Source organism: Citrobacter sp. Marseille-Q5395 (assembly GCF_947057495.1).
Classification (GTDB): Bacteria; Pseudomonadota; Gammaproteobacteria; order Enterobacterales; family Enterobacteriaceae; genus Citrobacter; species Citrobacter murliniae.
This window is the reverse complement of sequence record NZ_CAMSEL010000020.1, coordinates 59798-79095: the sequence shown is the minus strand read 5'-3', so window position 1 is coordinate 79095 and position 19298 is coordinate 59798. Positions and strand designations below refer to the sequence as shown.

At 52.0% G+C, this 19298-nt stretch carries 13 protein-coding genes and 2 pseudogenes; all 15 read left to right on the top strand.

The features are described 5' to 3' along the window. The first annotated feature begins 3 nt into the window (after positions 1–3). The 15 genes and pseudogenes from hcp to tssA all read left to right on the top strand — a co-directional run bounded on the left by hcp (position 4) and on the right by tssA (position 19282). On the top strand, positions 4–495 hold the full coding sequence (gene hcp / locus OH663_RS20530; protein WP_045441440.1) for a type VI secretion system effector Hcp: 492 nt from the start codon (positions 4–6) through the stop codon (positions 493–495). Between the two features lie 303 nt (positions 496–798). Continuing rightward, entirely contained in the window at positions 799–3453 is a 2655-nt protein-coding gene (gene tssH, locus OH663_RS20525) for a type VI secretion system ATPase TssH (RefSeq protein ID WP_200012011.1), read from the top strand. Next, positions 3450–5945: a type VI secretion system Vgr family protein gene (locus tag OH663_RS20520; protein ID WP_200011997.1), complete on the top strand. Its 2496-nt coding sequence runs from the start codon at positions 3450–3452 to the stop codon at positions 5943–5945. The genes tssH and OH663_RS20520 overlap by 4 nt, the downstream gene beginning before the upstream one ends. A gap of 1 nt (position 5946) precedes the next feature. Then, positions 5947–6996 (top strand): T6SS immunity protein Tli3 family protein, encoded by a 1050-nt coding sequence (locus OH663_RS20515; protein ID WP_200011994.1) that lies wholly within the window; start codon positions 5947–5949, stop codon positions 6994–6996. Then, positions 6986–8920, top strand: a complete 1935-nt coding sequence (locus OH663_RS20510) for a T6SS effector phospholipase Tle3 domain-containing protein (RefSeq protein ID WP_200011989.1) — start codon at positions 6986–6988, stop codon at positions 8918–8920. The genes OH663_RS20515 and OH663_RS20510 overlap by 11 nt, the downstream gene beginning before the upstream one ends. 81 nt (positions 8921–9001) lie before the next feature. Further along, positions 9002–9265: a PAAR domain-containing protein gene (locus OH663_RS20505; protein WP_200011986.1), complete on the top strand. Its 264-nt coding sequence runs from the start codon at positions 9002–9004 to the stop codon at positions 9263–9265. Then, positions 9265–10695 (top strand): hypothetical protein, encoded by a 1431-nt coding sequence (locus OH663_RS20500; protein ID WP_200011982.1) that lies wholly within the window; start codon positions 9265–9267, stop codon positions 10693–10695. The genes OH663_RS20505 and OH663_RS20500 overlap by 1 nt, the downstream gene beginning before the upstream one ends. Before the next feature lie 5 nt (positions 10696–10700). Continuing rightward, positions 10701–14066: an ImcF-related family protein gene (locus tag OH663_RS20495; RefSeq protein WP_200011979.1), complete on the top strand. Its 3366-nt coding sequence runs from the start codon at positions 10701–10703 to the stop codon at positions 14064–14066. After that, complete coding sequence (locus tag OH663_RS20490) at positions 14063–14206, top strand: hypothetical protein (RefSeq protein ID WP_200012095.1); 144 nt, start codon at positions 14063–14065, stop codon at positions 14204–14206. The genes OH663_RS20495 and OH663_RS20490 overlap by 4 nt, the downstream gene beginning before the upstream one ends. After that, positions 14203–14466: pseudogene (locus tag OH663_RS20485) on the top strand (type VI secretion system tip protein VgrG); the annotation flags it as partial. The gene OH663_RS20490 and the pseudogene OH663_RS20485, both read left to right, overlap by 4 nt. Positions 14467–14763: 297 nt before the next feature. Continuing rightward, a complete protein-coding gene (locus tag OH663_RS20480; RefSeq protein ID WP_200011976.1) occupies positions 14764–15051 on the top strand; it encodes a hypothetical protein in 288 nt (95 codons plus the stop codon). Next, positions 15048–16094: a DUF6708 domain-containing protein gene (locus tag OH663_RS20475; protein ID WP_200011973.1), complete on the top strand. Its 1047-nt coding sequence runs from the start codon at positions 15048–15050 to the stop codon at positions 16092–16094. The genes OH663_RS20480 and OH663_RS20475 overlap by 4 nt, the downstream gene beginning before the upstream one ends. A 307-nt stretch (positions 16095–16401) precedes the next feature. Beyond that, positions 16402–16836, top strand: a complete 435-nt coding sequence (locus tag OH663_RS20470; RefSeq protein WP_263525827.1) for a DUF6708 domain-containing protein — start codon at positions 16402–16404, stop codon at positions 16834–16836. 590 nt (positions 16837–17426) lie between these two features. Then, positions 17427–17690, top strand: a pseudogene (locus tag OH663_RS20465) (hypothetical protein); the annotation flags it as partial. After that, positions 17690–19282 carry a type VI secretion system protein TssA gene (gene tssA / locus OH663_RS20460; protein ID WP_200011971.1) on the top strand — a complete coding sequence of 531 codons (1593 nt, stop codon included), beginning with the start codon at positions 17690–17692 and terminating at the stop codon, positions 19280–19282. The pseudogene OH663_RS20465 and the gene tssA, both read left to right, overlap by 1 nt. The last annotated feature ends 16 nt before the right edge of the window (positions 19283–19298 follow it).

Below are 19298 nucleotides of genomic sequence, written 5' to 3'. Positions count from 1 at the left end.
TCCATGGCAATTCCTGTTTATCTTTGGCTGAAGGACGACGGCGGCGCGGACATCAAAGGGTCTGTGGACGTTCAGGATCGTGAAGGCAGCATCGAAGTGGTGGCACAGGAGCATAACCTGTATATCCCGACCGACAACAATACCGGCAAGCTGACTGGCACCCGTATTCACACGCCGTTCTTGTTTACCAAGGAAATCGACTCCTCCAGCCCGTACCTGTACAAAGCGGTGACTACTGGCCAGACCCTGAAATCTGCGGAATTCAAGTGGTACAAGATCAACGACGCGGGCCAGGAAGTGGAGTACTTCAACACCAAACTTGAAAACGTGAAAGTGGTGAAAGTGAATCCGGTGATGCACGACATCAAGGATCCTTCTTACGAGAAGCACAACCACCTCGAAGCCATTGAGTTGCGTTACGAGAAAATCACCTGGACCTACAAAGACGGCAACATCATTCATTCCGATTCATGGAATGAGCGCGCCACCGCGTAAGTTACTCGTCATATTTCGCGCTGTAGCGGCGTTGGCGGCGTTCATGCACCCCGGTCACTTACTTATGTAAGCTCCCGGGGCTGCACTCGCTTGCCGCCTTGCTACGGCACGAACTATTTAGAGTAACAGCCTGACGGGCAGCCCATTCTGCCCGCTTTTTCTTCTTTGCTGAATGTCTGCAGCGAGCGGGCTTTCAGCAAAGAAACCCACAATCTGCCTGCCTGACCGTATGCGCTTTGGTCCCCTTAACGGGAAACAGCGAGGGGCGGTAGCGTGTCCAGGAACCGACAAAGAGAGAGAGTCATGGAAAATCCAGCCATCCTGCTGCGACGTCTGAACCCTTACTGTGCCCGTGCGATGGAAGGGGCGGCTTCGCTCTGTCAGATTCGCGCCCATGCAGAAATTCTGCCGGAGCACTGGCTGCTGAAGCTGCTGGAGCAGGGCGAAGGCGACCTCACCGTACTGGCGCGCCGTTACGAATGGGATATGGATGCGCTATGGCAGGATTTGCTCGGCTGGCTGGAGAAACAGCCCCGTTCGGTACGTAGCCGCCCGCAACTCTCGGCAAGTATCCAGACACTGCTGCAGGAAGCCTGGCTGCTGGCATCACTGGCCGGGGAAGAACACATCCGCAGCATCCATTTGTTGATGGCGCTGGTTGATAAACCCAAACTGGTTCGTTGCGATGGCCTGTGGCCGCTGCTGACGCTGGGGCAAAGCCAGATGGAACGTCTGCGTCCGCTGCTGGATGCACAATCAGACGAACGCCCGGACGTGCAGCTTGAAGCCGAACTGGCGCAGAGCCACGGCGGCGAGGTGGAATTTGCTGGTCGCCCGGTTGGGGCAGATCTGAAAGAAGGCGAACTCAATCCGGCCTTGCAGAACGCGCTGGACAAATTCACCCTCGATGTCACCGCCAAAGCGAAGGAAGGCAAAATCGATCCGGTGTTTGGCCGTGATACGGAAATTCGCCAGATGGTGGATATTCTCTCGCGTCGTCGTAAGAACAACCCGATCCTGGTCGGTGACCCGGGTGTCGGTAAAACCGCGCTGGTGGAAGGCCTGGCGCTGCGCATTGCCGAAGGGAATGTGCCGACATCGCTCAAACCGGTTATCCTGCGGACCCTCGACCTTGGTCTGTTGCAGGCGGGGGCGGGCGTGAAGGGGGAATTTGAACAGCGTCTTAAAAACGTCATCGATGCCGTACAGCAGTCACCGGTGCCTATTCTGCTGTTTATTGACGAAGCGCACACCATCATCGGGGCCGGTAATCAGGCCGGTGGCGCTGATGCAGCCAACCTGCTGAAACCGGCTCTGGCGCGTGGTGAGTTGCGTACTATTGCCGCCACCACCTGGAGCGAATACAAGCAGTACTTTGAGCGTGATGCGGCACTGGAGCGCCGCTTCCAGATGGTGAAAGTCGATGAGCCGGACGACGACACTGCGTGTCTGATGCTGCGTGGCCTGAAATCCCGCTATGCAGAACACCATAACGTACACATTACCGACGACGCGGTCCGAGCCGCCGTCACGCTGTCGCGTCGCTATCTGACGGGACGTCAGTTGCCGGACAAAGCGGTTGACCTGCTGGACACAGCAGCCGCTCGCGTGCGCATGAGCCTTGATACAGTCCCTGAAGCCATTGTGCGCCTGAAAGCCCGTCTGACGGCGCTGGAATTTGAAGAGCAGGCGCTGCTGGAGGATATTGCGGCCGGTTGCAACCGGCATGGCGATCGTCTGAGTGTTATAGAGCAGCAGCGTACGGAACTGGAAAACCGACTTCAGGAGCAGGAAAGTCGCTTCAGCAAAGAACAAACGCTGGCGCAACAGTTATTAGTCAGTCGTCAGGACATCAGCAATCAGGCTGAAATGCTTGCGCTTCAACAGCAACTGGAGCAGGAACAGCAGGGGGATGTGCTGGTGCAGGTGGATGTCGACACCCGCACGGTCGCCAACGTGATTGCGGACTGGACCGGCGTGCCATTGTCTTCCCTGATGAAAGACGAACAGGCTGAACTGCTGACGCTCGAAAATGAAATCGGCAGCCGCGTCGTAGGGCAGGATCTTTCCCTCACTGCCATCGCTCAGCGTCTGCGTGCGGCCAAAACCGGCCTGACATCTGAGAACGGCCCGCAGGGTGTATTCCTGCTGGTCGGCCCGAGCGGCGTCGGCAAAACTGAGACCGCACTGGCGCTCGCAGATGTGCTGTACGGCGGCGAAAAATCCCTTATTACCATCAACCTGTCGGAATACCAGGAGCCGCACACGGTTTCCCAGCTGAAGGGTTCGCCTCCGGGTTACGTCGGCTACGGGCAGGGCGGTATTCTGACCGAAGCGGTGCGTAAGCGCCCGTACAGCGTGGTGTTGCTCGATGAGGTGGAAAAAGCCCACCGTGATGTGATGAACCTGTTCTATCAGGTTTTCGACCGCGGTTTTATGCGCGACGGCGAAGGGCGTGAAATCGACTTCCGTAACACGGTTATTCTGATGACGTCGAACCTCGGCAGTGACCCTCTGATGCAGTTGCTGGATGAGCTACCGGGTGCGACTGAAAGCGATGTACAGGAACTGCTGCGTCCTGTTCTGCGCGACCACTTCCAGCCTGCCTTGTTGGCGCGTTTCCAGACAGTGATTTACCGACCGCTGAGTGAGATTGCGATGCGCACCATTGTCGAGATGAAACTCGGCCAGGTCAGTCAGCGTCTGAAGCGCCACTATGGCTTGAACACGCATATCGACGAGAATTTGTACGATGCGTTGACCGCTGCTTGCCTGTTGCCGGATACTGGGGCTCGTAATGTCGACAGCCTGCTTAACCAGCAGATTTTACCGGTGCTGAGCCAGCAGTTGCTGACCCACATGGCCGCAAAACAAAAACCGCAGTCATTACGCCTTACCTGGAGTGAAGAAGAGGGGATTGGGCTGGAGTTTGACCGCACACAAGGAGTGAGCGCATGAGCAGTAATCTCCCGATAAGATTCAGCCATAACCACCATCTGCTGTCAGTAAAAGGCTGTGAGTCAGAGCCCGATGTTCTGGCGTTTGAAGGCGATGAAGCCCTGAGCACGCCGTTCCGCTACCGTATTGAATTCACCAGTGCAGACCATGCCATCAGCAAAGAGATGATGCTGATGAAGGCCGGTTCACTGACGCTGCAGGCGCCGGCTGACCAGGGCTACGGTATTAAAATACAGCAGCCGGTGCGCGTCATTCAGGGGGTGGTGAGCGGCTTTGAACGTCTCAGCACCTCTAAAGATGAAACCCATTACGCCCTGACGCTTCAGCCGCGCCTGGCGCTGCTCGAACGTTCTCGCCAGAACGCCATTTACCAGGATATGTCTGTCCCGCAAATTGTGGAAAAAATTCTGCGCGAGCGCCACAACATGCGCGGCCAGGATTTCCTGTTCACACTGACCAGAGAGTACCCGCGCCGGGAACAGGTCATGCAGTACGGTGAGGACGACCTGCACTTTATCACCCGTCTGCTGGGTGAGGTCGGCATCTGGTTCCGCTTTACCACTGACACGCGCCTGAACATCGACGTGGTGGAGTTTTACGACAGCCAGCAGGGGTACGAGAAAGGCCTGACGCTGCCATCGGTCCCGCCATCAGGCCAGCATTCAGAAGGCGTGGACTCGGTGTGGGGGATGGAGAGCCATCACCACGTGGTGCAAAAACAGGTCAGTACCCGCGACTACAACTACCGCCAGGCCACAGAAGACATGAACACGCAGGTCGATGCGACCCGCGGGGACACCACCACCTACGGTGATGCGTATCACTATGCTGACAACTACCTGACGCCGGGCAGCACATACGACCGCAATCCGTCCCCGGAGACCGGGGCGTTTTATGCCCGCATTCGTCATGAGCGTTACCTGAATGCCCAGACGCAGACCCGGGCTGTCACCAGTTGTCCGACGCTTTCCCCGGGGCAGGTACTGAAAGTCACCGGCGGGTATGAAGTGGCAGAGGTGTTCAGTCAGGGTGTGGTGGTGACGGCGATGCACAGCCATGCGCGGCGAGACGAGGACTTCGGCGTCAGGTTTGACGGTATCCCGGACAGCTCGGATTTTGGCTTCCGTCCTGAACCTGGCTCACGCCCGGTGATGGCCGGGACCTTACCGGCCCGCGTCACCAGTACCACCGAAAATGACACCTACGGGCATATTGATAAAGACGGTCGCTACCGCGTCAACATGCTGTTTGACCGCGACAACTGGGAGACCGGGTTTGAGAGCCTGTGGGTGCGTCAGTCCCGCCCGTATGCCGGGGACACCTACGGTCTGCACCTGCCGCTGCTGGCGGGCACCGAAGTGGCGATTGGCTTTGAGGACGGTAACCCGGACAGGCCGTACATTTCCGGCGTGCTGCATGACTCGGCTCATGGCGACCACGTCACCATCCGCAACTACAAACGTAACGTCCTGCGCACGCCGGCGAACAACAAAATTCGCCTTGATGATGAGCGCGGCAAAGAGCATATCAAAGTCAGCACGGAGTACGGCGGCAAGAGCCAGCTCAATCTTGGTCATTTAGTCGATGCCGAAAAACAACAGCGCGGTGAGGGCTTTGAGCTCAGAACCGACAGCTGGGGCGCGATACGGGCGCAGAAAGGGATATTTATCAGCGCTGACGGGCAGGCAAAGGCGCAGGGTCAGGTGCTGGAGATGGAGCCGGCGCTCGCACGGCTTTCTGCAGCATTAGTGGAAATGGAATCTCTTGCCGCCAGCGCTCAGCAGGCCCAGGCGCTGGCCGCTGATGTCAGCCGCCAGCAAAAACTGCTGAAGCAGAAAATCGAACAGCTGCATGAAGAGGTCATCCTGGGCAGTGCACCGAAAGGGATGGCACTGGTGAGTGGTGAAGATATGCAGCTATCTGCCGGCGACAATCTGACGCTGACGGCAGGCAGACAACTGGATGTCGGTGTGCAGAAAGACTTCACGCTGGCGGCGGGTAAGCGACTCAGCCTGTACAGCCGTGAAGGCGCCAAACTGTTCAGCTCGCAAAACGATATTGATATTCAGGCTCAGGGCGGGAATATCACGACCTGGTCCACACAGGACACGCATATATCGAGTGGCAGGAAACTGGTTGTTACGGCACAGGATGAGCTGACGCTGATATGTGGCGGTGGCTATATCAAAATCAACGGCGGAAATGTTGAGATAGGTGGTCCGGGCAAATTGCTTATCAAGAATACGGGTATAAAGAAAGCGGGCTCTGGCAGTATGCAGGGGGTGATGAAGTCGTTTGAGCCATCAACGTTTGATGAGAAATTTGTTATCAGAAATGCGCTAACAAAAGAACCTATACCCGGTAAAGCGTATAAAATCACTATGCCAAATGGTTCTGTTGTTTCCGGTATTACAGATGCTTCTGGATCAACATCACTCAATTCTTCTGATGTTATCGACAACATGATTATTAGCTTAGTTAAGGCGAATTAAGATGAGATGGAATCAGTCAGACAGGAAAGTCCTCACAATTATAGCCATTGTCGGGGTGCTCCTGTATGCCATTTATAAAGGGCTTCAGTTCTTAGCCGGTGTATCAATGGGGGCCAGTTTTGGGGTAGGGTTGGGAGGAATGAGTGGCTCTCAAAAGGTTGAAGAGTCACGAAAAGTTGAAACGGATGCTCCGGCTCAAATTATTTATCGCATAGATAAAAATCGATACCTGACGTTAGAGAATTATATATCCTGTGATAAGGGTGGGCAGGTCTATTACAATGACACGCAACGGGGAATAAAAACCCCCTTGGGATGGGATAGCGATTTTTATGATTTCTCATATCGTCGGGGGAATAATTTAGCAGCTTATCAGGGCTCTATTATTAATGGGGCGGATAACGGTTATCTGGCATTCCCCGGCGCATCTACCCGGCAATATTGCGGTAGCGGAAGGTCAGAACGAGGTTGTCCTGTATTTTTCTTCTTTTCAGCCGATTATGGGAAAACCTTTATATATAAAATCATAGCTGAGGAGTACAGCACACCAGAACGTTTTAGCCAGCTTAAAGTGGTGGTGGCGAATGATGGGGTTTATTTAAAAGATGAGTCTCAGACAGAGAGTGCGTATTCTCACCCTACAGGTCTTCGCGATCTTTATTCAGTGAATAAGTTAAGGTATTCTGACGGTGATTTAATTAGTGTTTATGACGACTGGCAGGAAAAATATTATAAGCTAGTAAAAGAAGAATTGATAAGAAAAAAAATGCCTTATGCAAATGAGTATGGCCCAAGATTTCATATATTCGACTATATCAGAACATTAACACCGCCGAAAACTCATGAGGAAAGTAATTTGATGGCAAATGAATTGTCAGAGATTCGGATCAGGATTGAGGATGAGGTTTATAGTAAGAGGATTGAATTTCCGAAACTTCTAGCGAAAAGTATTGATGCTAAATATTCATGTGATAAAAATATTGAGGCTAAAACTATTACATATACATTAGTGTCAAGTGGCAAAAAGGAAGTGGTGAAAAATGAACAATAATTCTGAACCCACACGGGAACTCGAATGTGAGTTTGATGATAATGGGAATCCTTCCTGGTGCTCATTCCCCTCACATAAAAATTGCCAAATCAGAGGTGGGTGTGATTTACCTCCGCATTTGCCTGGTATTATTATACTTGTACATGGTGTTAACTCGACAGGAGAATGGTTTTCAATTGCGGAGGATAAACTTTGCGAAGGTCTGAATAAGAGACTGGGGTTAAGCGGGACTGATTATAAACTAGTGGTCAATAAGTATCTTTCTGACGATAAAATAAATTCTGAACCTCTAGCATCCCGAGACTTACCTGAAGTTGACAAAGATAAGTCCCCTGTCATTCGCTTTTATTGGGGGTATTCATCAGCTAAAGGTAATGAAGATAAATATGATATACCTTTAGCCAATAAGAAAGGGATTGATTATCATCAGTTAAAAAGGCAAGGTATGCCTCATGAAAATATTCTGGCTCAGGGCCCATTTTTTTGGGGCGGCGGACCATTCCAGAATGGCACAAATAATCTGCACTCGCTCTGGAGTGAGAAAGGATTTAATGAAGGACCATTTTTTTTTAAAGTTCAATGGCTCAATGAAGATAAAGATCGTCTTTTAACCAACGCACCACCGCGAAAATACTATGCTCATGCAGCAAAACGTCTTGCGGATCTTGTCGACAGTATTCGTAACAAATATCCCAAAGATACAGTTACCATTATTTCTCACAGTCAGGGAACGATGGTGGCAATGGCTGCAGTAGCGATAGCTAAGAATGCACCTGATGCATTATTTGTACTTAACTCCCCCTATGCGTTAGATCATAACGATCTTAATGGCGCCTCGCTTCCGGCAGAGGAGTGCATTTCTCCTGAAGGGCGGCAGAGCACATTGTCTGCGATCGTTGACAAGGTTGCTTCCAGGAAAAATCACCTGTCATCACTTGGCTATGAGGGGCTTTGCGTAGGTCAGACGGCGGATAAAAAGAACTGGCGACCTGATGTCACTCTTGCTGGTGAAAGCGGCACCAGTCTCGCCGAACGAGATAACCATGGGCGTACATATATCTACTTTTCTCCTCATGACCGTGTTATGGGGTCACGTCCGCTACGCTCAATTGGCTGGCAGGGATTACCCAATGACTCTCAGGGGCAACCTCATCCTCTGCTGAAAAAACATCAGGGAAATTTATTTCAGCGGATGCTGGCTCGGAGTACTCCATGTGGCGAAGCCCCAAATCCCGTAACGCCTTTTGCAAAATTGCCGGATGGAAAACCCTTCTGGGATGATAAAGGCGACAAGTATCAAAGCAGTAGTTTCACCTATCCGGATCCACCAGAATGGCAAACGGTTTTTATTAATGCCGAAAAGGTACCTGAACCGATCAAAGCGATAGAGTTGACGGGATTTGATGGTACACGTGTTGGAGCTGAACACGATGACAGACAGATTGATGGTTGGGGGGAAATTAATCCGGATAAAAAACAAAAAAACGACAATACCTATGATAATTACATCAATCTATATCCTAACCAAGATATTGTGACTGGATTTAAAAATCTCGGTACCGAATCTGAGCCCCGAATGGTGCCTGTGACCCGTAAGGAGACATTTGAAGAAAAGGATCTGCGCCTAAGAACCTATGTTTCCCAGCCCACGGATCATAGTACTCTTCCGATGCGTGCTGATTTCATGTCTCAGGTAGTGGCATATGATTTACCTATTGGATATTGCGATGCAACCTGGGATAAGGCATTTATGGCCGATTTACGGCGAAAAGCGGACTGGGTACAGGGTGAGGATCCTTATCTATTCAGTGGAATGCCCGACAAAGTGCCTGAACCTGATTTAATTAGCCGAGACACGATCATTGATGAATTTAATAAAGCGCAAAGTAAGCTACCGGCTTACAGAACTGTAAATAAGGCATAAATATATTTCATGCTGATTTTAATGTTTAGAGTGCTTTATAAAGTTAAATAAAATATTTAATTATAAAGAAGGGAATGGCAAGTGGGGAAAAACGTTGTTGTTTTAGGTGACGCCACTTCACATGGCGGTAAAGTTATTTCAGCCTCATCCAGTTTCGATATATCCGGTAAAAATGTCGCTCTTTTGAATGATACTGTCAGTTGTCCAGAACATGGCACAAATAAAATTATTGAGTGCGATGTTTCTGCGTATGAAGAAAACGGGCGAGGGATCGTTTTGCATAACTGTAAAACACAGTGCGGGGCGCGCGTAATCGCAAGTATGCAGGACATGGAGGTTGGCTGATGGGATGGTCTCTGCCGGAGGTGCCTGAAAAAGAACAGGCACCGGTCTGGTCACCGTGGGTTTGCCTGTTGATTATTATTCTCGGACTTTTCATTGGGCTGCTTGTTGCTGTACTGAAAACGCCGACGACAGGGTTACCTTCATTGAGCAGTGGGGCCTGGCTGCTACTGACAATCCGGACATTTGCGGGCATTTCTGCAGCCATCGCGGTCTACACCTTCTGGTGGGAAACGCTGGCAATTCGTGTCTGGAACTGGAATGAGTGGTGCCGGAACACGCGTCTGAAGTGGCGCTTACGCGCACACCAACATCTCGTCATTCTCAGCCATGTTTTCATCGCTGCAGATACGGGATTGCTGTCTCGCCTTGCACATATACAGGAAGGGGATAGCGCAGACACTCCGCCTTTAACGCTGTTGCCGGACGCCCCCCTTACGCCCGGGATTTCACGTTTTGAGCAGCTACTTCGTCATCTCATTGCTCAGATAACGCCTTCGATTCGTCGACGATATCCTTCGGGCTCGCTCCAGATTATTGTTCAGACCAACGGCATCGACAAAGACCGTGAATCTCAGTCATTCCATCGTATCTGGTCAGCAGGTTCCCCACCCTGGAAAGTCGAAATTCATTTTCAGGACGCAGGCTCATCCCTTGACGACTGGAATCAGTTTGTGGGGTCAACAAACCGACCTGTACTGATCCTGGCGATGCACTATCGTCAGCCCGATGATGTTCTGCCAGAATTTGCCACTGCATTGTTCTTGATGCATCCGTCAATGTTAAATCCGGGTGAACAAAAAAATGCGTTACGGTTTTTCCGGGCTATGCCGCTCAACACCCGTATGCTTGCAACGGAACTCTGTGAATTACGGGATATAGCCCTCACGCCTGCCAGCAAGAAACACCTTGTCTGGCACAGTGGACTGTCAGATGCGCCACGGCAGTCAGTGAGCAGGGTGCTGAATGATCTGTTGGTTCCTCTGTACGATAGCATTGGCACTGGCGGTGTCATTGACTATGACACCGCCAGTGTGCGGTATGGCGGTCTTGCTGGCTGGGCAATGATTGGCGCTGCGGCTGAGATGGCTGCTTACGGCCCCGCCAGCCAGTGGCTTCTTCTCGAAGGTGAAGATGATGCCTGGGCCGTTACGCTCGGAAACGCCGCACCCGCAGTCGGGCATGATCATTCCGTTATTCAGCCCCCCTTCCCCGGAGGGTCTGTTCTGATGGCATTGCTGCTCAATGCCGGGCTGTACAACCTGATGATCCGCTATTTCCCTTCAACGGCGTTCTCCTGGTCAGGGATCGCTCTTCTTCTGCTTTCATTGATAGTGACATTGCCCGGGCTGGCTATTTTACTGAGACGAATTACAGCCCGTCTTCAGCGCCCGGAATTTATCAGGGCTGCACGACACTCCGGAAAGGAATAACCGGCATGAAAAAGGTTTCAAAGCCACTGGGAGCTGGACTACTCATCGTGGCAGTCCTGCTGATGATACTCTTTGTTTTTGCACAGACAACGCAGTTACCCTCCGGTAGTGGTGACGATAATTTCTGGTATGTGCTGGCAGGTTTCATAATCCTGACCGCCACATTATGCACCTTGGTATTTTTTACGTTGTCTAGGCAACAAAATCCCTCTCCCGTTACGCCTGATGGTGAAAACAATCACAATGAAGAAAGGACGTCGGATCAATATGATTTTTCAGCACTGAGCAAGCATCTCAGGAGACGTTACTCGCTCTTCTGGCGCCGTAAAGTTCGCCTCCTCTTAATCACCGGCGACGAAACCGCTATCGATCAACTGCTCCCCGGCCTGCAAAGCCAGCAGTGGCTTGAAGGCAACCGCACTGTTCTGATTTACGGCGGCAGTCTGACTGCTGAGCCCGATAAGGAAAAATACGCCGCGCTGCGCAAACTGCGTCGTGGTCGCCCGCTGGATGGGATTGTCCGGGTCATTGCGGAAGGGCAGACGCTCACGCCGCAAATCAGCGACAGCGACCTGCGGGGGCTGGAGAAAATCAGTGAACTGTTGCGCTATTGCGCCCCGGTCTGGCTGTGGAAACTGTGCGACAGCGACTGGTCGCAGACGAAGCGCCCTGAGCAGGCTGTCGGGGCAGGCTTCCCGCTGCGTGCAAAAGAAGAGGATATTACCCGCCAGCTTGAGCGGATGCTACCGGAGTTGCGGGCGCAGGGTGTCAGTCAGGTCATTGAGAATAACCGTCACGACTTTCTGTTACGTCTGGGTCAGCACCTGAAAGAGGGCGGTATCAGCCGCTGGGCTCAGCAACTGGTGCCATGGTTGTCAGCCTCCCAGCAACGTATTCCGCTGCGTGGCCTGATGTTCAGCCTGACGGGAAGTCCATCGCCTGAAAACGCCGTTGCTTACGCTGATGTTGAGAATAATATCCCTGGATCGCGGCGTCATGCTCTGATCCTGCCGGTGACCTGGGATGGCGTCGTTGGCGACTGTACCCGCGTGCGCGGCCGCCGTGTCGGGCTGCCCTGGGAGCAGACGCTCGCCTGGACGCTGATGACCATCATCGGTGTCTGGATGGTGGGGCTGATACTCTCCTTTGCCATGAACTATGGACAGATTTCATCTGTTGCGGGAAAAGCCCGCAACCTGGTGGAACATCCTTCCGTTTCTGATTTTCAGCTGACGGCATTACATGAACTGCGAAACGACGCGGGTCGTTTGCAACACCATGTTCAGGAGGGGGCCCCCTGGTATCAGCGCTTTGGTCTTGACCATAATCAGCAGCTACTTAATGCGATGCTCCCGTGGTATGGCGTCGCGAACAATCACCTGATCCGTGATCCGGCGAATATCTCCCTGATGCAGACGCTCACCGTGCTGGCAAATTCCGTCCCCAACAGCGACAGGCGTGCGCAACTGGCGAAACCGGGCTATGACCAGCTTAAAGCCTGGCTGATGATGGCCCGTCCTGATAAAGCCGACGGCGAGTTTTACGCGCAGACCATGAAAACCGTACAGCCGACGCACAGGGGCATTTCAACGGGCCTGTGGCAGAGCCTGTCGCCAGACCTGTGGGCGTTCTACATTTCCGAACTGCCCAATCAGCCGCAGTGGAAAATCACACCGGATGCTTCTCTGGTCAGTCAGAGCCGTCAGGTGCTGTTGCAGCAGATTGGCCGACGCAATGCAGAAGGGACGCTGTATGAAAATATGCTCAAATCGGTACGGCGCAACTTTGCGGATGTCTCACTGGAAGACATGGCCAATGGTACCGATGCCCGACGTCTGTTTACCACCGATGAGGTGGTTCCAGGGATGTTCACCCGTCAGGCATGGGAAGGCGGTATTGAGCAGGCCATTGAGAATGCGGCCAATACTCGCCGGGATGAAATAGACTGGGTGCTGAGTGACAACCACAAGGCAGTGTCTGCGGAGCTATCCCCGGAAGCGCTGAAAGCGCGTCTGACCCAGCGCTATTTCATTGATTTTGCCGGAAGCTGGCTCAACTTCCTCAACAGCCTGCGACTTAACCCGGCGCACAACATCGCCGATGTGACCGACCAGCTGACGCTGATGAGCGATGTGCGTCAGTCGCCGCTGATTGCCCTGATGAACACCATCGCCTGGCAGGGACAGGCCGGGCAACAGACGGAGGGCCTTTCTGACTCCATTATTAAGTCGGCGAAAGACCTGGTCGCCGGGAAGAATAAACCGGTGATTGACCAGTCGGCCACAGGCCCGCAGGGACCGCTGGATGACACCTTCGGACCTTTACTGACACTGATGGGAAAAAACAAAGCCAGCAATGTGATGTCTGCTGACAACACGCTGAGCCTGCAAACTTATCTGACCCGTATTACACGTGTACGTTTGCGTCTACAGCAGGTGGCGAGTGCATCTGATCCGCAGGAGATGATGCAGACGCTTGCGCAGACGGTTTTCCAGGGCAAGAGTGTGGACCTGACCGACACGCAACAGTACGGCAGCCTGGTGGCGGCAAGCCTCGGGGAGGAGTGGAGTGGTTTCGGCAACACGATGTTTGTTCAGCCGCTGACTCAGGCCTGGGAGACGGTGTTGCAACCGTCAGCCGCCAGTCTGAATGACCGCTGGAACCGCTCAGTGGTGGCGAACTGGCACACGGCCTTTGAGGGGCGTTTCCCGTTTGCGGCGAGCAAGAGTGACGCTTCCCTGCCGATGCTGGCCGAGTTTATCCGTAAAGACAGTGGTCGTATCGACCGGTTCCTGACCACCGAGCTCAATGGCGTACTGCACAAAGAGGGGAGTCAGTGGGTACCGGACACTGCACACAGCCAGGGGCTGATATTTAATCCGGCTTTTCTGCGGGCGGTGAATCAACTGAGTCAACTGTCGGACATTCTGTTTACTGACGGCAGCCAGGGGATAAGTTTTGAGCTACAGGCCCGCCCGGCAGCGCAGGTGGTGGAAACCCAGTTAACGATTGACGGACAGAAGTTGCATTACTTTAACCAGATGGCCGACTGGCAGTCTTTCCGCTGGCCGGGCGAAACCTGGAAGCCGGGAACGATGCTGACCTGGACGTCGACCAGCGCCGGTGCGCGGCTGTTCGGGGATTACGGCGGCACCTGGGGCTTTATTCGCTGGCTGGAGCAGGGTAAACGCCAGCAGCTTGATCGCAGCCAGTGGATGCTGAGCTTTACCGCGCCAGACGGAAGAACTCTGCAGTGGGTGCTGCGCTCACAACTCGGTAAAGGACCGCTGGCACTGCTGACGTTGCGGAACTTCAGTCTGCCGGAGCAGATATTCAGTGTGGACAGCCATAATATGGATGAAGAAGAATGACGATACTGCACAATCAACAGCCCCGGCAGTTGCTGACCCACATGGCCGCAAAACAAAAACCGCAGTCATTACGCCTTACCTGGAGTGAAGAAGAGGGGATTGGGCTGGAGTTTGACCGCACACAAGGAGTGAGCGCATGAGCAGTAATCTCCCGATAAGATTCAGCCATAACCACCATCTGCTGTCAGTAAAAGGCTGTGAGTCAGAGCCCGATGTTCTGGCGTTTGAAGGCGATGAAGCCCTGAGCACGCCGTTCCGCTACCGTATTGAATTCACCAGTGCAGACCATGCCATCAGCAAAGAGATGATGCTGATGAAGGCCGGTTCACTGACGCTGCAGGCGCCGGCTGACCAGGGCTACGGTATTAAAATACAGCAGCCGGTGCGCGTCATTCAGGGGGGGGCGGCGATGCACAGCCATGCGCGGCGAGACGAGGACTTCGGCGTCAGATTTGACGGTATCCCGGACAGGCCGTACATTTCCGGTGTGCTGTATGACTCGGCTCACGGCGACCACGTCACAGAGCTTTCTTTTGACGTTTCTCAGGTACCACAGGAAGTTATGCAATGTGATCGTAAACTCGAACCGAAAAAGCAGTAGGAAGGAGTATCAAATGAACAACAAAACGTCTCCTACACGAAAGGTCGAGGTCTATACCATGCAGCCGATGAGTTATTCTTAAAGCATAATTACAGTATGGGTGTGGCATATTTTGTCTCTGCTATTGGAGGAGGTATTCTCTGGGTTACGGCGATAGGATGGCTGACTTTGGGTCCTCTGGGGATAATTGTGTGCCTGGCTCTTGTCTTTGGAGCGGCGATCTTCTTGGCATCAAAAGAGAAGGATGAGATACAAAAGTGGCTGGCGGCCATGTGGTGGCGTCAAATCCCGGTTGATGATAAAGACATTCCAGAAATCATGTCGGAGACAGCAGAAATGGATTCCTTTAATAAACTGATGCAACAGGGAGGTGCTGCAGCATGATGAATTATACGGGGCTGTACACAGCCCATAAATTGAACCGCCCCTTAACGGATCAAGAAAAAAATGGCCGTTTTTATCAGGGAAAACGACGCAGAGTCAATACCATCAATGACGAAGCCTCTGTTATCAGGATGAACTCAACCAATCTGGAAACCGTCTGTAAATATTATTCTGGGACTGGTGTGTCTAGCTCATTGATATTTGTTTTGTCATTTTCAATTTTTGTTATGGTCGCGTATGGTTTTGGATATGCAACTATTGAAACCGTATATGGCAATAGGAATTTTCCATTGATAGGAGGTTTTATTGCGTTAGCATTCACAGCTGCGATCGAATTTTTTTTAATCCGTTTGTTAATTAAGGAATGGTTCAGGAAAACTCATTACCCGATTCGATTTAACCGAAGAAATCAGATGGTATATGTCTATAAAGTCAGCGGAGAAATACTCAGTGTACCCTGGAAGGATATTTTATTTACCCCGGCTAAGTCTCTGGGAAGAACCAGCGAATGGGGTATCGACGGACATATTCTTGCAGAAGATGGGGAAACGGTGATTGACACCTTTAGCCTGGCGGTTTCTTTAACGGCAGGCAAAAAGTTGCTGGGTGAGTACTGGGAGTTTATCCGTTGCTATATGGAAGAAGATTGCGTACAGGAGCTTTCAGAGCTTGTCACGCTATGCCCTCCGGTAGAAAAAAAGAAGGAAGGGTATATTTTCGGGTTGCAGTATCTGATGAAAATGAACTCCCGTCTGGAATGGATCTTTCTGCCGGTGATGTTTCCACTGGATCTCCTCGCCAGCTTTTCTCGCTATATCGCCATGCGCACCAGTAAAATACCGCAGTGGCCTCAGGAGGTGCTGGATGCCTGCCAGCCTGAGCACGATGACCCCATTGATGTCAGCGCAGCGAACAACCCGAAACACCTGTGGCGCTATGTGCTGGCTAATGAAAAACGGGATGTCTATGAAGCACGCTATGCCCGCCAAAAGATGGCCTATGAGTGTATAAAAGCAAAGCTGGATTTACGCTACAGTAAATAGGATAAAGTTTTCCTGAATAATACAGGTAGGTGTGTGATATGGATTATGATGGATTAATGATAAATTATATTAAGTATCGTTTTCCTGATATTGAACTCGTAGATGATGAGCGGAAGCATCAACTACTTCAGAATGAAGAAATAGACCTTTAGGGGCGGCGAGTAATGGATGATGCTGCTGTTGTTCATCTAAGTTCTAATTATGCTGAAATTGTCGATAAATATTATTCTGTTAAGGGTTTTCTTACTGTTCCAACCCTGATGTTTTTTTGTTTTTTTCCTAGGGGGTATGTGGCTATTCTCTGACGATGTTTCAGGATCTTATGACCGGAAGAGCACGTGATACATTCTTTTGGAGCTTTGGGGTAATTATGGTGATTATTTCATTTCTACTTGCATGGGGAATGCTTAAATTGATGCGAGTCGAGTGTTTTCGCTGGACACATTACCCGGTACGTTTTGACCGTAAACATCAGCTAATGCATGTATTCAGCGTTGATGGTGAGGTTTATAGCGTGCGCTGGAGTGAGGTTTTTTTTACTACAGGATGCTATGTTCAGTGTAAATTTAAACGGAAATATTACGATATCCGGGGCCACGTATTAGCGGAAGACCGTAAAACTGTTCTGAAAACCTTCACACTGGCGGTATCCGCTAGCAGCAGAGAGCAGCTATATTCGCACTGGGAGTTTGTGCGTCGTTATATGGAAGAAGGTCCGCAGACCGTGGTTTATCGTTATTAATCCGATCTTCAAATAATTCTTATCCTGACCAGTTTAATCCACAGTACTTTTCGTTTGTCTGATTTTGTTGTTACCCCGCCTTCCAGGAGTAAGTCGCAGTGAAGCGAATTAAAGAATTATTCAATAGTACCAAATTCCAGTTCTGGCTCATTTGCCTGGTGGTTCTCATGCTGGGATCGGGCATTTATCTGGTGCTAAAATTCCATCCTGATTGGATGTGGATAACACCAGATTCTGCCCATCAAAATATATTGGTGGTCACCGATATACTGATCACAGTGGGGATCCTGACATGGCTCCTGATTGTTCTTTTTTCCAGCCGGATCGCCGGAGGTCGGGAATATCTAAAGGCAAAAGCCCTGATATCGGCAAAAAACAGCGCTGTGTCACGGGGTGTCGAGAAAAAATCAGGCAGTGTTGATAAATACGGGATCCGTCAGTTTTGTTCCCATCTCCGCCGCCGCTACGGCCTTTTCTGGCGCCGCAAAGTTCGCCTCCTCTTAATCACCGGTGACGAAACCGCTATCGATCAACTGCTGCCCGGCTTGCAAAGCCAGCAGTGGCTTGAAGGCAACCGCACTGTTCTGATTTACGGCGGCACCTGGGGCTTTATTCGCTGGCTGAAGCAGGGTAAACGCCAGCAGCTTGATCGCAGCCAGTGGATGCTGAGCTTTACCGCGCCAGACGGAAAAACGCTGCAGTGGGTGCTGCGCTCACAACTCGGAAAAGGACCGCTGGCACTGCTGACGTTGCGTAACTTCAGTCTGCCAGAGCAGATATTCAGTGTGGATGCCTCTGCGACCTTGCAGACTCTGGACAGAGCCGGGAATTCAGCCATGGAGGGAATGGAATAATGGCGACATTACAAAGCGTACTTTATGCCTGCGGTGCTGATGAGCAGACTTTGCTGACAAGTGCGCGGTCACACAGCACTCAGTGGGCGCGCTGGCTGGAGCCGATTAGCGACAATGAGCCAACCGGCGAAGATCCGGGCTATGACGACGATTTTCAGCGCATTCGCGAAGAGGTCAACAAACTTTCCGGTATTGATACGGGACTGATTTGCGAGCTGACGGAAAAGTTGCTGACCGGTACCTGCAAAGATCTGCGCGTTATCACCTTCTATGTCTGGGCGCGCCTGCATCAGGACGGTGAATCCGGTTTTGCACAGGGGATTGAACTTCTGGCGGCAATGCTTGAGCGGTTCGGTTCCAGGCTGCATCCACGTCGTGAAAGGAGCCGTAAAACTGCCCTGGAGTGGCTTGGCAGCAGTCGCGTGACTGACAGCCTGTCTTTATACCCGGAAGTGGACATGTCTGTTATGCAGCGCATTACAGGCGGGCTGCTTCTGGCGGAACAGTCTTTTCAACTGTTTGATGAAGATGCCCGTCCGGAGCTTGGGGGGTTGTATCAGGCTCTGGACAATCGTCTGGTACAGAACGGCGGTGCCAACAGTCTGGTGCCACAGACCAGTCGGGAAGAGGGTGCAATAACGGTGTCAGACTCTTCTGCGCCAGTGATGAATGCTGTCACGTCGGGACGTGATTTACTCGATCAGGCTAAGGTGCTGGCGAAATACCTGCGCTCCCTGCCGGGAGGGTGGCTGGCCGGACATCATCTGCTGAAAAGCGTTCGCTGGGATACGCTCACTGAACTTCCGCCGCTGGATGCCTCCGGGCGCACTCGTCTGGTCCCGCCTAAACCCGATAACAAGGCGCACCTCAAACGTCTGTATCTGCAGAAAAGCTGGTCTGAATTGCTGGAACATACGGACACGTTGCTGGCTCAGGGCGTCAATCACTTGTGGCTGGATGTGCAGTGGTATGCCTGGCAGGCGCTGGTGAAACTGGATAATGACAGCGTGCGTGCCGATATTCTCTGCCGTGACATTAAAGGTTTGCTGGCGCGTCTGCCGGGCCTGGAAGCACTCGCTTTCAGTGACGGCACACCTTTCGCTGATGAGGTCACCATGAACTGGATAAACGAAAGTGTGCTTGATGACATGTCAGGATGGAATGATAAGCCGGTATCAGCCGTATCCGCTGGCAGTGATGATGTGCTGACGCTGGAGTCTGAAGTGCTGGCGAAAGCGGACAGCGAAGGCATAGAAGCTGCGCTTAACTGGCTTCTCGTCCAGCCGGGATACACCTCTTCCCGGGATCGGTGGCTGATGCGACTGCTGATGGCTCGGGTAAGCGAACAGTACGGTAAAAACGAAATGGCGCTGCATCTGCTGCGCGAACTTGATAGCGATGCAAAGCAACTGACCCTCGAACAGTGGACGCCGGAACTAATGTTTGAAGTCAAAGCCCGCAGACTCAAGCTGCTGCGCGCTAAAGCCGGTCGCAGTGACGTGGATAAAACGCGCCTGCAGGTCGAAATGGATTTGCTGCTTTCCGGATTGGTTGCTTTAGATCCCGCCCGTGCAGTCGTTCTCTGCGCCTGATGATTCAATGAAAGAT

Bases quoted from the DNA above. Each gene is read 5' to 3' on its own strand.
- OH663_RS20475 (WP_200011973.1), top strand. From the start codon at position 15,048: ATGATGAATTATACGGGGCTGTACACAGCCCATAAATTGAACCGCCCC.
- OH663_RS20520 (WP_200011997.1), top strand. From the start codon at position 3,450: ATGAGCAGTAATCTCCCGATAAGATTCAGCCATAACCACCATCTGCTG.
- OH663_RS20490 (WP_200012095.1), top strand. From the start codon at position 14,063: ATGACGATACTGCACAATCAACAGCCCCGGCAGTTGCTGACCCACATG.
- OH663_RS20510 (WP_200011989.1), top strand. From the start codon at position 6,986: ATGAACAATAATTCTGAACCCACACGGGAACTCGAATGTGAGTTTGAT.
- tssH (WP_200012011.1), top strand. From the start codon at position 799: ATGGAAAATCCAGCCATCCTGCTGCGACGTCTGAACCCTTACTGTGCC.
- OH663_RS20470 (WP_263525827.1), top strand. From the start codon at position 16,402: ATGTTTCAGGATCTTATGACCGGAAGAGCACGTGATACATTCTTTTGG.
- OH663_RS20495 (WP_200011979.1), top strand. From the start codon at position 10,701: ATGAAAAAGGTTTCAAAGCCACTGGGAGCTGGACTACTCATCGTGGCA.
- tssA (WP_200011971.1), top strand. From the start codon at position 17,690: ATGGCGACATTACAAAGCGTACTTTATGCCTGCGGTGCTGATGAGCAG.
- OH663_RS20500 (WP_200011982.1), top strand. From the start codon at position 9,265: ATGGGATGGTCTCTGCCGGAGGTGCCTGAAAAAGAACAGGCACCGGTC.
- OH663_RS20480 (WP_200011976.1), top strand. From the start codon at position 14,764: ATGGGTGTGGCATATTTTGTCTCTGCTATTGGAGGAGGTATTCTCTGG.
- hcp (WP_045441440.1), top strand. From the start codon at position 4: ATGGCAATTCCTGTTTATCTTTGGCTGAAGGACGACGGCGGCGCGGAC.
- OH663_RS20515 (WP_200011994.1), top strand. From the start codon at position 5,947: ATGAGATGGAATCAGTCAGACAGGAAAGTCCTCACAATTATAGCCATT.